This is a genomic window from Shewanella sp. Shew256 (assembly GCF_002196695.1).
GTDB lineage: Bacteria > Pseudomonadota > Gammaproteobacteria > Enterobacterales > Shewanellaceae > Shewanella > Shewanella mangrovisoli.
In genome coordinates, this window is sequence record NZ_NAJR01000019.1 from 20,776 (window position 1) to 36,299 (window position 15,524).

Annotated in this window: 21 protein-coding genes; 18 read left to right on the forward strand and 3 right to left on the reverse strand. The window is 45.5% G+C overall.

Going from position 1 to position 15,524, the window contains the following annotated elements; translation table 11 throughout:
- Positions 1-136 precede the first annotated feature (136 nt).
- From B5P39_RS21865 to B5P39_RS21905, 8 genes are all read left to right on the forward strand, one after another.
- The gene (locus tag B5P39_RS21865; RefSeq protein ID WP_011711534.1) at positions 137-502 is read left to right on the forward strand and encodes a hypothetical protein; all 366 of its coding nucleotides are present in this window, start codon (positions 137-139) and stop codon (positions 500-502) included.
- Positions 503-613: 111 nt separating this feature from the next.
- A complete protein-coding gene (locus tag B5P39_RS21870) occupies positions 614-1,048 on the forward strand; it encodes a hypothetical protein (protein ID WP_011711533.1) in 435 nt (144 codons plus the stop codon).
- A 121-nt stretch (positions 1,049-1,169) separates the two neighbouring features.
- Entirely contained in the window at positions 1,170-1,457 is a 288-nt protein-coding gene (locus B5P39_RS21875) for a hypothetical protein (RefSeq protein WP_088212895.1), read from the forward strand.
- 128 nt (positions 1,458-1,585) lie between these two features.
- A complete protein-coding gene (locus B5P39_RS21880; RefSeq protein WP_088212896.1) occupies positions 1,586-2,959 on the forward strand; it encodes a DNA cytosine methyltransferase in 1,374 nt (457 codons plus the stop codon).
- Between the two features lie 101 nt (positions 2,960-3,060).
- A complete protein-coding gene (locus B5P39_RS21885; protein WP_088212897.1) occupies positions 3,061-3,489 on the forward strand; it encodes a hypothetical protein in 429 nt (142 codons plus the stop codon).
- Between the two features lie 512 nt (positions 3,490-4,001).
- Positions 4,002-4,226 (forward strand): 2Fe-2S iron-sulfur cluster-binding protein, encoded by a 225-nt coding sequence (locus B5P39_RS21895; RefSeq protein ID WP_037429954.1) that lies wholly within the window; start codon positions 4,002-4,004, stop codon positions 4,224-4,226.
- 69 nt (positions 4,227-4,295) lie between these two features.
- Positions 4,296-4,733, forward strand: coding sequence for a hypothetical protein (locus B5P39_RS21900; protein ID WP_037429953.1), 438 nt, complete (start codon positions 4,296-4,298; stop codon positions 4,731-4,733).
- Positions 4,734-4,824: 91 nt separating this feature from the next.
- A complete protein-coding gene (locus B5P39_RS21905) occupies positions 4,825-5,325 on the forward strand; it encodes a hypothetical protein (protein ID WP_226060185.1) in 501 nt (166 codons plus the stop codon).
- 112 nt (positions 5,326-5,437) lie between these two features.
- Here the strand turns inward: B5P39_RS21905 and tnpA are convergent, their stop codons facing one another.
- The gene (gene tnpA / locus B5P39_RS21910) at positions 5,438-5,902 is read right to left on the reverse strand and encodes an IS200/IS605 family transposase (protein ID WP_088212900.1); all 465 of its coding nucleotides are present in this window, start codon (positions 5,900-5,902) and stop codon (positions 5,438-5,440) included.
- A gap of 123 nt (positions 5,903-6,025) precedes the next feature.
- Here tnpA and B5P39_RS21915 point away from each other — a divergent pair, with 123 nt between their 5' ends.
- Positions 6,026-6,283, forward strand: coding sequence for a hypothetical protein (locus B5P39_RS21915; RefSeq protein ID WP_209000262.1), 258 nt, complete (start codon positions 6,026-6,028; stop codon positions 6,281-6,283).
- Positions 6,283-7,692, forward strand: a complete 1,410-nt coding sequence (locus tag B5P39_RS21920; protein ID WP_088212902.1) for an RNA-guided endonuclease InsQ/TnpB family protein — start codon at positions 6,283-6,285, stop codon at positions 7,690-7,692. The genes B5P39_RS21915 and B5P39_RS21920 overlap by 1 nt, the downstream gene beginning before the upstream one ends.
- A gap of 14 nt (positions 7,693-7,706) precedes the next feature.
- Here the strand turns inward: B5P39_RS21920 and B5P39_RS21925 are convergent, their stop codons facing one another.
- Positions 7,707-8,351, reverse strand: coding sequence for a hypothetical protein (locus B5P39_RS21925; protein ID WP_088212903.1), 645 nt, complete (start codon positions 8,349-8,351; stop codon positions 7,707-7,709).
- Between the two features lie 288 nt (positions 8,352-8,639).
- Here B5P39_RS21925 and B5P39_RS21930 point away from each other — a divergent pair, with 288 nt between their 5' ends.
- From B5P39_RS21930 to B5P39_RS21945, 4 genes are all read left to right on the forward strand, one after another.
- A complete protein-coding gene (locus B5P39_RS21930; protein ID WP_088212904.1) occupies positions 8,640-9,254 on the forward strand; it encodes an LPP20 family lipoprotein in 615 nt (204 codons plus the stop codon).
- Positions 9,251-9,715, forward strand: coding sequence for a metal-dependent hydrolase (locus B5P39_RS21935; RefSeq protein WP_037429945.1), 465 nt, complete (start codon positions 9,251-9,253; stop codon positions 9,713-9,715). The genes B5P39_RS21930 and B5P39_RS21935 overlap by 4 nt, the downstream gene beginning before the upstream one ends.
- Before the next feature lie 2 nt (positions 9,716-9,717).
- On the forward strand, positions 9,718-10,233 hold the full coding sequence (locus B5P39_RS21940; protein ID WP_088212905.1) for a hypothetical protein: 516 nt from the start codon (positions 9,718-9,720) through the stop codon (positions 10,231-10,233).
- A 138-nt stretch (positions 10,234-10,371) separates the two neighbouring features.
- Entirely contained in the window at positions 10,372-11,475 is a 1,104-nt protein-coding gene (locus B5P39_RS21945) for an RNA-guided endonuclease InsQ/TnpB family protein (protein WP_088212906.1), read from the forward strand.
- An 82-nt stretch (positions 11,476-11,557) separates the two neighbouring features.
- On the opposite strand, the gene B5P39_RS21950 is transcribed toward B5P39_RS21945, so the two are convergent.
- Entirely contained in the window at positions 11,558-12,088 is a 531-nt protein-coding gene (locus B5P39_RS21950; RefSeq protein WP_086903608.1) for a lytic transglycosylase domain-containing protein, read from the reverse strand.
- A 71-nt stretch (positions 12,089-12,159) separates the two neighbouring features.
- Here B5P39_RS21950 and B5P39_RS21955 point away from each other — a divergent pair, with 71 nt between their 5' ends.
- The 4 genes from B5P39_RS21955 to B5P39_RS21970 all read left to right on the forward strand — a co-directional run bounded on the left by B5P39_RS21955 (position 12,160) and on the right by B5P39_RS21970 (position 15,506).
- Complete coding sequence (locus B5P39_RS21955) at positions 12,160-12,861, forward strand: hypothetical protein (protein WP_088212907.1); 702 nt, start codon at positions 12,160-12,162, stop codon at positions 12,859-12,861.
- 354 nt (positions 12,862-13,215) lie between these two features.
- Entirely contained in the window at positions 13,216-13,938 is a 723-nt protein-coding gene (locus B5P39_RS21960; RefSeq protein ID WP_011711518.1) for a recombinase RecT, read from the forward strand.
- Between the two features lie 13 nt (positions 13,939-13,951).
- Positions 13,952-14,599, forward strand: a complete 648-nt coding sequence (locus B5P39_RS21965) for a recombinase RecT (protein WP_011711517.1) — start codon at positions 13,952-13,954, stop codon at positions 14,597-14,599.
- Positions 14,600-14,609: 10 nt separating this feature from the next.
- A complete protein-coding gene (locus tag B5P39_RS21970) occupies positions 14,610-15,506 on the forward strand; it encodes a hypothetical protein (RefSeq protein WP_011711516.1) in 897 nt (298 codons plus the stop codon).
- Positions 15,507-15,524 lie beyond the last annotated feature (18 nt).

Genomic DNA, 15,524 nt, shown 5'->3' on the forward strand with positions numbered 1-15,524 from the left:
CGTTTCAGCAGGAATGCAGAGTGACTGTTCGCCATCGATCGCAGGAGAGTCCATTGAGGATTTCTTCGCGAGAAATGGGGTATTCAGCAAACCATAATTCAATCAAATTATTTCCTACAACTAGGTCGAGGTTCCTATGAGTAACCCTACGGCCCTAGTTGGGGTCATTCTATTTGCCTGGTTCCCTTCGGATGAACATCCTAATCGGCCAGGCCCCAAATTCCGTCCTGTTTTAGTTGTTGATGCAGACCCGTCTGGTACACAGTTGCGCTTGGCTTACGGCACAAGTCAACGAGTGGACGAAAACCACCGGGGAGAGCTCACTTTTAGAAGTCACGAGATGGAAAAATTAGACAAAGATACAAAATTTTGCCTCGGAAGAACTCGCTGGGTTCCTGTGACACCGGAATACTTTGTCAAAGATGGCAAACAAGTGATCATCGGCACCATACCTAAAAATCGCGTTAGAGACCTCTATTTGCGAGTACAGGAAGTGCTGTAACCTTAACGAATTTGATTTTTAAACCCTTGGGGGTGAGTTTTGTCCCCATGGGGCAGACTCACCCTTTTATTTTAATGCCTTACGGGCATTTCTAAAATTTTGGAGTGAGTCATGCAATTACAGAAAATCAGTTTCAAAGAAGCAAAACAACTTGTGGCTTTGACGGCACCACATTTGGACGTATTGATAAACCAAAAGCGTCAAACAATCGTGCTGTTTTACAAGGGGATGGAAGACATCCTTTATGTAAAAGGGTCTCAAGTCATCGTTGTAGATGATATAGAAAACCTGACAGGTTTTGGATTAGTTAATTCAATCCAGAACCTGAACAACATCATAATGAGAGCAGACTTTGATGATTACATATCCCTTATGAATTGGGCATCTTCGGAGCATCTTCAAGATGCAGAGAAGGTGGTCAATCAAGACAGGATATTGGAGTTTCATCAGAATGCCTCCCGCACTGCATTATTAGCCGCTTCGATTTATGAAAATCTTAAATTGATTCAAGCCGAAATGCGTAAATTCGAAACAACAATGGTTTGACACCTTTCAAGCGAGCCCAGCGCCGCTTAGTGAAAGAGCCTTTGTAGTCGATATTTAACCCCCAAGGGTACACAAGTGCCTTTGGGCTGCGTGTACCTTTAATCAGTAGTGAGGACACGCTATGAGTAAATTAGAAGGTGGCAGTAAAAGCGAGATTATGGATCGTCGAGAGCAGCGTTTTTTTGCGATTTTCGATGCTTCTTTTTTAATAACTGGGCTTTTTGGATATGTACTGCTTTTTAATGTGACCAAAGAGGATTTAATCGTTTTAATTGGGGTCGTTAATTCGTATGTGCTATTGAATCAGCTTGTTAAGGCAAGTTTCAACTTCAATTACATCCTCAAAGTGGCAGTTATATCTATCGTCTTTAGCGCGATATACCGCTTTTTAGCTTCACTAGCAATTTAACCTAGACAGTTAATGCTGCCATTGCAGCTTAACATCAAAATTTAACCCTTGGGGTGAGTAATGTCCCCTAGGGCCATAGCTCACCCTTTTTTGTTTTATGCCTTACGGGCATTTATGGAGTGAGTCACATGGCAACAATCATTAATACTAAAATTGGAGATTCCAAAGGCCGCGCTCGCGTGTGGGTCGAGGGTTCCAAGCTATCACGAGAAGGGTGGGATGCAGGTCGAAATTACACTATTCACGCAAACGGAAATGAAATCCGCTTAGCGGCAGATGAACAGGGTAAGTACACCGTAAGCCGTCGCAGTAAAAACGGTAATATCACACCCATTATCGATTTAACCTGTAAAGCGATTACAGAGGTTTTTGAAGGCATTAGCAAACTCAGAGTGTTGATTAAAGCAGGGGTAATCATTATCTCAGCGCATCATCAATCTGAGCGGGTTAAGAGTCGGGAATCACGATTAATGTCACGCCTGCAAAATGGTGAGTCATTGAAAGTGGCCTCGTTATTCCATGGCGGTGGCGTGTTAGATAAGGCTGTCCATCATGGATTAGAGTCGGCGGGGATCTCCAGCAAAATAGCTGTCGCTGTTGAGCTAGAGTCCCAGTACCTCGATTCGAGCCTGACCAACAATCCAGAGTTGTGGGATAGCAGTTCTATTGTGATTGAGTCTCCGGTTCAAGATGTGAACTTGCAGCAATGCAATATGGAGGTCGATGTGCTAGTAGGAGGTATCCCTTGCGTCGGCGCATCAAAAAGCGGTCGAAGTAAACTGAAGCTCCAGTTCGCAGAATCTCACGATTCGGCAGGCGCTTTGTTCTTCTCGTTTCTTCAGTTCGCGCAAGTGTTAAATCCGGCGATTATCTTGATAGAAAATGTGGTCGAATACGCCAACACTTCATCAATGACAGTCATCAGGTCTGTGCTGGGTTCGTTGGGGTACAACCTCCACGAAACCACATTAGATGGTGGCCGCTGGGTTTTAGAACGTCGTAAACGCTTAGCCGTTGTCGCTCTGTCGTCGGGAATTGATATGTCAGAGTTTGACATCTATTCACTTATGCCTTCTCGCTTTCCAGAGCCCAGTCTAGGGCATATTTTGGATGCGGTGCCGGACGATAGCGACAGGTACAAGCCGTTTGATTATCTGGCGGCGAAGGAAGAGCGCGATAAAGCGGCAGGTAAGGGGTTTTCTCGTCAGTTATTGACAGCAGATTCCGATGGCTGTGGTGTGATAGGCAAGGACTACGCGAAATGCCGTAGCACTGAGCCATTCATCATCAATCCAGTTGACTCCGCGTTATCAAGATTGTTCACACCGGTTGAGCATTGCCGCGTGAAGGGGATCCCCGTTGAAGTCATTCAGGGATTGTCTGACACACTGGCGCATCAAATCCTTGGGCAATCGGTGATATTCCCTGCTTTTAAAGACTTGATGCAATCAGTAGGAACAACGCTTTTAACCAATACCGTTAATACTGCAGTTGCAGCTTAACATCAAAATTTAACCCTTGGGGGTGAGTTTGCCCCTCCGGGCCATAACTCCCCCTTTTTTTGTTTATGCCTTACGGGCATTTTTTAAATTTGGAGTGAGATATGGAAAATTTAGTAGTAGGTGCCTGGGAAACAAGCACTAAAAAAATCGTGGCCTATGCCACTTTACAGGGGATTGAAATTGACCGTCGCCCTAAGCTCTATGTTTATCACATTGGTTTATATGTGATAAAACAATCAGGCGACGTGAGACTTGCAGCTGTTGAGACCGTGAAACTCGAAGGGAACCTACTTCCGTTTGAGATTCAGGATGAACTAGAACTCATGAATTTGTGCTTCTGGGGCTTCCGTATTGCGAAAGCAAAACCAACGTCATTGAAGTCAATTAGCCGTGATGACATCGGGCTTATTGAGTTCTGCTATGCAATGTCTTCGAAACCTCAAGCCATTCCATTGCCACTCACTGAAGAAGTTAGCTGGAACGGGATTGTGAGCTTCGGTCAAAACGCAGGGAGATTAGCACATGTTTAATAACTCTCATGCAAACAAGAAAACGTCATTGTTAAACATTAACGAACTGAATGAGTCGTTAAAAAGTATCGATGGCGACCTGTATTAGTTCAGAAAAACAGGTCAGAAATATATCTCAAGTAAGGAGATTGCTCAGAAACGATGGTTACGCCGACTCATTAAGAAGCGTATCCAAAAGGGCAGAGCAAAACCGGAGTTAAGTATGTATGGGTCTACGATGGTCAGAGATTTCTGGCCGTTCGGCGGCTCATTAAACTTTGAGTCCTCACTTAAGAGTGGATGGGAGCGGAAGTATTGCGACGAGTACCAAGGATTATGGGTTAACCCTCAATCTCTCATGTTATGCACTTACACCGAAGGGGACGTGGTTTACGTCAACGCCCCTGACGAGCTTACGTACCAATCGGAATACAACCGGCACATCTGTTTCATCAACGATCTTTAGTCACGATTAATAACTATCGGGTAAGACCTTACCCGACGGGTGTGGCTTACTTTAAAAGGAGCAAGTCATGCTTATATCAATTGAGTCAGATAATAACTCCACTCTTCTTTTGCAGCTTGAAGTTAAAGGTATTTCTGTTTTTACTGAATGCCGAAGCGGTTACTGCGGGGCTTGCAGCACCAAATTAGTTAATGGAGTTGTAAGCTATAAAGAAGAGCCAGTTAGCGTCAAAGCCGGTCATGTGCTTGTGTGTTGTGCAATAGCACATACTGACGTGACCTTAGAAGTTTAATTTCTATTACCCCTTGGGTGAGCAATCACCCTTGTGGGTTGCTCACTCTTAATCCATTCGGAGTGAGTTATGCAAGTAGATAAAGTTATTCGATTAACAGAGGAAGACGAAGGTGGTATGGGGATTGTTCGAATGTGCAATTATAACATCGTCAGTAGTCCTTCTCGCCGTCAAGTGCTTACTAAGCGATTTATGCGTAAAAAGCCAGTTACGATCCAAAACCTCGACAATGGGTTCTGGATCCTGCGCTATGCAATGGGTAATTCGGGAAATCTTTCACTAACGAAGAATCAGATAGCGATAGATTACGACGGGATTCAGCAGTTGGGATTAAAGCTGCATACTAATCCTGTCAATTTAAAGGTGACTGATTCGACGCAGTTAGAGATTTTCAAACATTTTTGGGATCATCAAGACTTAAACATTCGTATTTCTATGCGAATGGGCGCAATAGGTCTTGTTCTTGGCACCATAGGTTTTGCAATCTCGATAATCTCGATTTTTTAACTTAACAATGTAAAACGGTTACGCCGTTACAAAGACCCTAGGGTGAAACGACCCTAGGGCGTTCACCCATTTAAATTTTGGAGTGAGCACCATGAATTACGAATCAGAAATTAATACTGTTTTCGCTTCTATGACATCTGAATCGAATCGATTAAACCTGCCGATTGTCTATAAAGATGATTTAAAGGTCGATCTCGAAACGCTTACAAGGTTTGCTGACAAAGGTATCAAGCAGTTCTTGTGGCAGCTGCGCGAAGGCGGTTCGGTGTTAATCCCTGTGGGACTTGGCGTAAACCCTGTATATGTGAGCTTTTGGCACAATGCAGGTTACCCCACAAGCCCTTATTTAATCTCAATTGATGACGGGAAATCATCGATAGAACCGATCTCAATTGAAAAAATGCTTAATATTGTTCACCGGAAACCGCACGGTCAGTTGGAGGATATTATTAAGCGTGGATGCGATTTAAATATCTGGGGACTATGGAACACTCCCAGTTTTGAATCGTTTTCAGTGGCAGGTTGGCTCGATTATTTTCAGTATGCAGGCAATAAACTGATGGTGGATTTAATCAAGCAAGATCTGCACTAAAGTGTAAAACGACGTTGGAATGCTAAGGCATCCCTTCGTCGTTTTTTTTTGGATTTTTTGGCTAGTTAATTTGAACGAAACGCCCGCGCAATCCCACTCCTTTAGGGGCGGGTCAAGCGGGAGGTAAATTGGTTTTGGTCAATGCCTTAGACCGCTGCACGGCCTGTTCGCTCGGCGGGGCGTTTTGCTCCTCGATGTACTGCTTTATCACCTCCAACGTAGCGCCTCCGCACGACACAACGCAATAACTGGGAGACCAAAAATGGTTGCCCCATAGCATCGTCTTTATCTGGCCCCAGAACTCTCGACGCAGCATGTACGAGGACTTTCCTTTTAGCTTGCCAACCAGATTAGAGACTGAAACCTTGGGGTGGATCGCCACCATCAAATGGATATGGTTATGCTCTCCGCCAAACTCCAATAGCTCGCAATCCATTTGTTCACACGTCTCCGCTATGATGGATTTTGTTCGCTCCAGCATCTCTGCCGTAAATACTTCTCGCCGATATTTCGTGACAAAGACTAGGTGTGCATGATTTTTTAAAACACAGCTTCTGCCAGTGCGCCAGTCGTACATTACAACCTCATACTAGATTGACAATGGTGCGTGAATGGTACTAACATTTACCAATGACGACAACTGGCGAGACACAATATGGACAAAGTAATCATCTCATGCTCCGGCGGATGTGGATGCACAGTGACCTTGCGCAGAAGCAAGGTTCAAAAAGCCGATTATTACCTCTGCGAGTCAAGAGAATCAGGGCACCTATGCAGACAAAAACTCCCCCAGTTACAGCCGGGGAAGGTGCGCCGAGTAGAGATGAATGCAGCTGCCCATTTTTGGGGGTACACAGATGAGTTAGCCAGCGCGGAGGATATGGCATCCATCACCCGAGCGCGTGAAATTCTCGCAGCTGGTGTCGCGCAGTTGGCAATTAAGAAAGCGGTCAGATAATGCTCACTGGCATCAAGCTCCGCGCTAATCCGAACGAAGCTCAAAAGCAAACACTGAGTCAGTGGATGGGCTGCGCTCGCGTGATCTGGAATGGAAAGGTGGACGAGGAAAAATACCACCGCACCTATGCCCGTAAATATTGCGCCATTGGCACTTATCCACCGATTGACCAAAAAGCCGCCCAATTTAAATCTCAAGAATTAACGCCATGGTTATCAGACTGCCCCAGTCAAATTCTGCGTAATAGCGCGGTTAACTGGTATCAGACCTATCAGAAGTTCATGAAACGATTGTGCGGGCGACCCAGGCGCAAAGCCAAGACTGACAAAGGCTCGGTTTATCTCACTCGCGAACTATTCAATTTCGAACATTGCTATGACGGTAATATCAGGCTATTCATCGGCACCAAGACCAATAATATTGGCTACCTTTCATTCAAGACGCACCGTGAATTCGAGATACCTAATTCGCTCTATGTCAGAAAAGAGCGCGGCCAATATTATGTGTCTTTCTGCTATGAAAAAGGCGTGAACGAAACATCGTTGTCCAGTAACGCCGAGCATTTGGCTTTTCTACAGGGGGCTCCTCGTGAGTTTCTGGAACAATACACCATCGGGATCGACCGTGGCGTCGCCATTCCAGCACAGGCAGGCGAGCAGAGTTTCGACTTTTCTGCCAACCAGAAGCACCACCTGAGCAAGGCCGACCGCTACCTCCAGCGACTCCAGCGTAAGCTGGCAAGACAGCAGAAGGGTTCTAACCGCCGCACCAAAACCAAGCGCCGGATCTCTGGTTATCATGGTAAAAAAGGCAATGTCCGCCGCGATTTTAATCATCAAACAAGCAGGGCGTTGGTTAATAGCCATGCCAAGGTTTTCGTGTTTGAGGCACTACGCACTGCGCAAATGACGCGGCGGCCAAATGCCAAGCAAGATGAAGCAGGGCATTTCTTGCCGAATAAAGCCAAACAAAAGGCAGGGCTAAATAAAGCCATTTTGCATTCCGGTTGGCACATGCTAGAAAGTTTCACCAAGTACAAAGCCTACCAAGCAGGAAAGGCGTTTTTTAAAATATCCGCTTCTTACACCAGTCAGGAATGTGCCGTGTGCGGCTACATTCACCCCGCTAACCGCATATCACAGAGTCTTTTTGTGTGCGGCAAGTGCGGCAATACTGACAATGCAGATCACAACGCATCTCTGGTAATAAAAAAGCGGGCTATTACGTTAATTTTGGACTCTGGAACGGAGTTATCAGCGGCGGATGTGTTAACAGCCGCCGCCGATATTGGGCGTGGAGGGAAACGTAAGGCTGGCAGGGTCAAAAGCTCAGTCAGCAGCTCCCAGCGAAGCGTCAAAAAAGAAAAGGGTGCGACTGCTGGTTGCGCTCTTGGAAGCTCGCTGCTTTAGATGCGAGTAGTTCACTAAACGGTCTTTAACGCGGCTCTTGCCATCGAAAACCAACCCGCAAAGGCGCTGGTGGCGGGTGACATTTTAAATGCACGATTGACCTTGAATAAGCGATTAAACGCGAGGCCTGCGCCGACTTCTGCCAACGACAAACTGCAGCGGTGGAATCGGTGGAGCACATCTTCTACTTCATCCACTGAAATAACCCCCGTTAACAGCAGATTGCTATTATCACTGTACACGGCGGCAAACCCTTCCAGTTCCGCATTGGGCGCAACGTTATATTGCTCAGGCTCGCTCATGGCATCAATGTTAGCTGTAGTGAACTCTTCCCCTTTGGAAATGGCTTTGACGCGGAATTCCCCAGCTTTATCCGATTTATACAACCGGTTGTAGCCTCGAGCAGTGAGTATTGGGTAAGGCTCTGCAATGCCTGGTATTGAGACTAAGGCCAAGTCTGAATGGTGAGGGTGCAGGTTAATCTCTTCGTCAAATAGGAGCTTAATCAGTTGCTTTAAATGCTCTTTGTTGACCTGTTCTGGCGCGAGACCAATCAATCTTAAATGAACCTCCAAGAACACCAAACGACTCGGCGCACTGTTGCAGCCTAACTCCACTGCCAATTCGGAAAATAGTGGGTGAATCGTAATGCGCGACATGCATACCTCAAGATGTAAATTTGTTATGTGAACTTTATCTCACAGAAAATTTTTTTCGCAAATTTAGAAGCACTGACCAAGTTTTAACAAAAAATATCTACCCAATTTTTTGTTATCCTGTATTATTCTCGTTATTGGGTAGATATTTTTTTGATGCACGTCACTAAGTTTGTAAAAATAATATTATAACCAACTGATTTAACAAGATAATACAGCAAAATTTGCCACGTTTTAGAACTGTGATGAAATGATTCTGGTCGTAAACTTTAACAAACAAGGAATTACTAGATGAAAACTCAACACAAATTAACAACCGTAGCATTATCTGTTTTAGCTCTGTCTGCTTGCAGCTCAAACCCTGTTTCTGATTATGTCGAAGCACAACAAGAGCTAGTAGAACAAAAAAATGAACAAATGAACGACGCTATTGAAGAGGCGCCTGAGTGGTTCTTAAACCCTCCTGCTTCGTATGGTGATGGCGTTTACGCGACGGCAATGGGCCGTGCTGATAACTTGATGGCCGCTCGCAATATTGCGAACTTAAATGCGGAATACGCGATTGCTAAGACAGTATCGCAGGAAGTTTCTGGTCGTGAGCGTCAAAACACTGAAGTGCGCAATGGTCGCACTAATCAGTTGAATGATGAAACAATTGTTAAGCTAGTAAATCGTGCAAAAGTCGTTGGCTATAACCACGTTAACACCCAAGTTCGCGTCGATAACGGGCTGTACGTAGTGTATATGCTGTTACACCTGCCTTACGACAAGCTGGAGCGTATGATTGAACTAAACGAGCGCAGCTTTGACGAGCGCTCGCAAAAGGCCTATTCAGAAGTTGAAGCGTTAGTGAAACCTTCTCCGACTGTGGGAAATGTGACAGCTGCGGAAGTTGTGACCCAATGAGATATGCTGCTCATGTGGGCCTAGGAGTGGGTTGTTGGGGCGTTTACGCTGCTATCGTCAACTCCTATGCCCCTGAGACAGTAATCGGTGTTGTAGATGCGTGTTTGATGTTACCCGTGGTGGCGATAGCGTCGTTATTACCTGACATAGATCATCCTGAGTCGAAATTGGGAAGAAGGATTAAACCAATATCAACGATTCTTTCGCTCTTCTCACATCGTGGTATCACTCACTCATTGTGGGCTGTTGGGCTAATGGTCTGGCTTTTAGCCAGCCATCAAGCTGACTCTATCGCATCGCAAGCCCTAGTCATTGGCTATTTAAGTCATTTGCTTGGGGACGCGGTGACTCCGGCCGGAATTAGACCATTTTGGCCATTGGGTAGAGCGCAACGAATTGGGCTAAATCATGCAGTAGTAGCAAGTGTTGGTATTATTTTATTTTTAAGATGGATGTATTGAAGATGGGAAGTTCTGGTGCGCAAAACGTAGTGATGATGTTTAGAGCTCGCGAAGAGAAAACTCTCAGAGATTCAAGACTTTCTGAGATTGTTGATTCTGCGACGCCAAAAGATGTCAAAGCTATGATCACTGTTGTGTTGGAGCAACTACTGAATCGCTCAGTCTTTGTAATTCAGCACGACTCGCATCTTGAGTTTGTCGCCGGTGACACTCGATTAGAAGTCGGGGTTAACGGTAATTACTTCAACGAAAAATTTTGGAACGATGAATACCCTGCGGCTGAGCTACGTTTAGCGTTAATGTTTAGCTCGGATTCGGTGAAATGTACGCCGGAATGGAATGCAATGGTGAATTTCAAAGCTAAGCACATTCGTGATTCTATTCGTGTATCACTCGCCACTGGTGTCGTAACGTGCGCAAGTTGTGCTGATTTCTGGGGTGGGGCAAGTCTGCTAAAATTGAAATTTTTAATCACTAACTTAGTAAATAGCCTGCATCACATCACGTCTTCAGTCTAAATTATTTAACTAAATCCCGCGAGAAACCCCGTCCTTCTAGGGCGAGGAGGGATAGCGGTTGCTCCGAAGGAGCAAAAACTACCCGATTGGTTAATGTTAATTTTTACTTTCACAAAAACAACTGTATTCTTGTGAACTATGAAAGAGATCGCTATTAAACAACGCTTTTACCCAACGACTGAACAGGCTCAATTGCTTGCGCAGACTTTCGGCTGTGTGCGTTTCGTTTACAACGCGATCCTTAAATGGCGTACCGACGCTTTCTACAACGAAAGCAAAAAGGTTAACTACAACACGGCAAGCTCTAAGCTGACCGAACTCAAGAAGCAAACTGAGTTTGAATGGCTTAACAGCGTGTCGTGTGTACCGCTCCAACAATCTTTGCGCCATCAACAAACTGCGTTTAAGAACTTCTTTGAAGGAAGGGCGAAGTATCCAGCCTTTAAGAAGAAGCGCAGCAAGCAAAGCGCAGAATTCACGAAGTCGGCGTTTAAGTTCAAAGATGGCAATATCTACATTGCCAAGTCCAAACAGCCGCTTGATATTCGCTGGTCGCGTGAACTTCCTAGCGAACCAACTACCGTCACTATCTCGAAAGACAGTGCAGGCCGCTACTTCGTGTCTATGCTTTGCCGCTTCGAGCCTAAACCACTGCCTGTTACCAAAAAGACAACGGGTATTGATTTGGGTTTGACCGACCTTGTGATTACCGCTGACGGGTTTAAATCTGGCAATCCCCGCCATACTGCAAAGTACGAGAAGAAATTGGCTCAGGCGCAACGCCGCCTTTCCAAGAAGAAGAAAGGAACTGCCAACTTCCACAAAGCCAGAATCAAAGTTGCTCGCATTCAGGCGAAGATTGCCGACTGCCGCCGCGACTTTACCCACAAACTCACCACTACGTTGATAAACGAAAACCAAGTGATTAGCTGTGAGAGTTTGAGCGTTAAAAACATGGTCAAGAATCCGCGACTTGCTAAGGCCATTGGTGACGCCAATTGGGGCGAAATGGTTAGGCATCTTGAGTACAAAGCAGAATGGCGCGGCAGAACACTTGTCCAGATTGACAAGTGGTATCCGTCTAGTAAGCGTTGTAATTGCTGTGGTCACGTAGTTGATTCTCTACCGTTACATATAAGGCATTGGACTTGTCCAGCGTGTGAAGCGCGCTTAGACCGTGATACCAATGCCGCTATTAATATCAAAGCCGCTGGGCAAGCGGTGTTAGCTTGTGGAGCGTAAGTAAGTCCCGATTGTTCTAATGAACTTCGGGCATAACGCCTTGAAACAAGAATCCCCTTCCTTTAGGGAGGGGAGCAGTCAATTAGCGCTCTGATTCTCTATTACTCCAAGTAAAGAAGTGCTTTTGCTTGTGGGTAATGGTCATCCAAGGACGATATTCAGTCCCCTTGTTCTGTGAAAGTCTGGTATAAATCTGCATTACATTCTGTAAGTATTGGATTTTTACCGTGGCAGTTTTAGAGTTGTAATGACCAACCGCCTCCCACACCGACTGACCTACGTTCAATTCTGACATACGGCGCAGCAATACGTCAGCGGCAGCAGCAACGCCTGTACACGTATCCTGGGCCACTTGACGCCAATCAGGGTAGCGCGACTTAAACCATGTCTCCGTATACTGAATCGTGTTGATTTGACCAACGCCCAGATCAAACGAACCATTCTTATTCTGAACAATCGCCCCACGTCTGCCGCCCTCAGCAACCAGTACCGCGAGTAATAAGTCTGGGTCGATAGGCCGAGCAGCTTTAGCAATACAAAACTCAAGTTCCTGCTGGGGTACTCGATAGCCATTACTTAAGTAAGTGTCGTTCAAATCTGCAATAGTTGACATGTTGTTTGTGTTTAAAAAAGTGTGTAATATCGGCGAGTATAACACGAGATATTTATTAGAGAAGCATTCGAATGGCATTCAGCGGCGCAACGATTTTGGAATCATTGGTTAAGAATATTAAAGCCAACAAATTCAGTTTTTTAGATTCGCTTAATAACAAGCTAAAAAACAAATCGCTCGCGGATAACTCTCGCAAACGGAGAGGTCTTGATCCGGTAATAGTCTCCGTGGTGTCGGTATCTGCCCTTGCGTATTTTATGTATTCCGGCGGTGTCGATAGATTTATCTTGTGGTACAAACTGGCGAGTAATGCAGACAACGCGTTGTTAACTGATCCTGTCAATGTTTCTATTCGCTCACTCGACACATTGGCTGCAGCCAATCCTGTGGCCAAGTCGAATTTGACTGTGCAATTCGATGGGGTGACCACTTACCTTGCCGACGATACAAAATTTAAAATCAGCCTCGTGTTTACTGATTACCCTGACTGCGCTGTCGTTATTGACGGGTATATGGCTGAGACCACTGGCGGAATTAAAGAGGACAGCAAGGCTCACGTAAGCTGCTTATTCTACGAAAGAGAGTCAATTTTTGGCACTATTCCACTCACGAGCATTACCACTATACAGAAGCCAGGCCAAGACAATGAAGTGAACTCCGAACAACGTAATCAGCGTAAGTATCTCGTAGATGCAGAGCCCCTTCCCATGGCCAAAATGATAGGTTGGAACCAACTGACATCCTCCGAGAAAATCAAATTTGGCAGAGAGTAGTTAAGGAGTACCTATGCTGTCAGTTTTGCATATCAATGACCTTTACATCGTTTTAGAAAATCTAACGTCCAACCGAATCCCTGCGACCTATATCTCAGAATTTTTGCCGGAAGCGAAAATACCAGCAATTGTGTACCTAATTGACCGAGGACGACTGGTGAAATTATGTCGTGAAAGAGGTTAGATTGTGGGATTTGAAGCCTGTTCAGTCAGCCAGTTTTCATGGATGCACACCATGATCGCCGCGACAACCACAAATCAAGTGGCTTGTTTATAAAGAAATATTCCAAAAATTTGCCAGAAAAAAAGTGTGTGGCTTAATACTCATAACAGTAAAAACAAAGCGATTACGTTATGAAAGCGAGTCAGTACATACAGTTAGCTATAGCCAACAATCGGCAAGTGACCGTTCCTGAGATAAACATCGAAAAAATGCATATTCAGTATGTTATCGATGAATCGGGTTTTGACCTTCCCAGAGACCAGTTAGAAGCCTACATGCTCAGTGTTTACGCTGCGACAGGCTTGTCATGGAGCCCAGGTGAAAATCTGCTGTATTTGGCGCTGAATGACGAAGGTCAGATTGAAACCAAACTGACCTATATCGGCGGTCTGGATTTAGCGCTGCAATCGGGTGAAATTCAAGCATATCAGGCATGGGCCATTCGAGAAGGGGACTCTATTCGAGTTTTTAACGACAGAATGCCACTGGTCAGCTTGGTTGGCTTATCACCTAAACGTGGCGAATTGCGTGGCGGTATTGCTTCAGCGCTATTGCCATCAGGCGAATACGTGTCCTTTGAGATTGACCAAATTGAACTGGAATCTGTAGCTGAGAACGGCTCAGAGGTTTGGCAATCAATCTACGTCGATGAAATGGTAAAGAAGCAAGCGCTTTGGCGCCTATTAAACCATGTCGCGATCACTGCATTTGACGGCTTTTATAACACCCTTACGGCGCATTGTGAGGCGTTAAGGCCAATCCGCAAAATTGAAGCACCGACCAAGAAAACAAAGTTTATGGCTGCTGGCGTGGTAGAAACATCAGCATGTCGTTTCGATGCACTATTTGACTAAACCAGAGGTTTTTATGAGTACCAGATACACCTCGGCAGATGCCGCACACTACGTTCAACATCTCTGTGTCGAATTTAATACTGCATACCCTAATAACAATTTTCCGTACTCGGAGCTAAACATTTTATTTGCTCAGTTGCAGCGCCTGTTAATGCTCAATCCATCCCAAATTGGCTGGGTAAATATTCATAGCGTTTTTGATGTCATGACTGAGTTGACACAAGCACAAATCAGCCTCAATCCGAACCGCAAGCAGGCATCTATTCTGTTAGGGGCTTACTACGATAGTGGTTGGTTAGGGGTGCAACTGTGCTGGACATACCGTGGTTACCGTGACGCGGCGGCAAAGGCGGGGATCATCCGTTCTGCACGACCTGTGATTGTGTATGAAGCCGATGATTTTCAGTGGATTGACTCTTTTACTCCACCTCGCCACCAATATGACCCATTTAGCAAGAATCGTGGAAATATCCGCGGTGCCTATTGTGTAGCAGAGCTCGCTGGTGGCGGTGTGTGCGTAACACATTTCACCTTTGATGATCTCATGACGACCTTTGAACATCGTCAGGTGGCCACAAGAGCTTGGAATGAGTTTTTTGTAGGGATGATCTTAGCTAAAACAGTGAGACTTTCCGAAAAAGCATGGTCAGAAGCGGCTTAAGAGGCGAAAAATGGAATTACAAGTAAAGCCGACAACCCGTTTAAAAACACCCTTCACGATTGCGTCTAACGTGACATCTACTTTCACCGTTGAGGCGTATGTTGAACATGATTCGATAACCATTGCCACTAATTCGGTGAATCAAGGCGTGAAAGCGCTGGAAGTGATCTCGCGTGACGACAACTCCGTGTGGGAGGTCATTCAAAATCGATTCGCGGTGTGGACTCAGCATTATATCCAGTTAGGGGCTTACTTCTTACAAGAAGGGACGTTGCCGCTGCCAGCGACCAAAGCGAGTGAGCAATTAGAGATCCTGAAGTCAGTGCCGGAAATCTGTGCCGGTGATTGGATTGTAGAGAGCGGAACTAGCCAGATTTTTACGCTGGTTAAAGAGCAGGGCAAGGTGAGTGTATTAACCACGCATCACTGTGAGAGCTTCCATGTTTGCACAAAATTGATTGCGTGGTTTGTGGGCCAAGAGCAATTCACGTCTGCGATGTTTGAGGAATCAAATAGTGGTTATCTCATTTTGGACGTGGCAGAGGACGGGGAGCCGTTAATGCCCGAGTTAACCCCAAGTCTGAATGCACGTAAAGCAGCTGCAGGGCGTTCACTCGCTGCACTACGTCATTTGCCCTCGGTTGATATTCGGGTGCCGGTGATGGCTCCTTTGCCAAATATCGAAGTGCTGGCCAAGATGCCGACAGCCTATGAAGTGCTGAGCAAAGTTAGCGCCTTACAGCGCAGAGTCGTGGCGATTGGGACTGTGGTGAAATCGAACCAGACAAAAGAGATTATGGGGAACACATTACAGGGGTTGGCGGGTTTAAGAGCCTCTGGTTTGTACGATGTGGAGCTTATTCTAAAAGGTAAAAAATTGCTTCGTTGGAAGTATCTGTCAGAGTGATTGGACATCAAGAGAGGT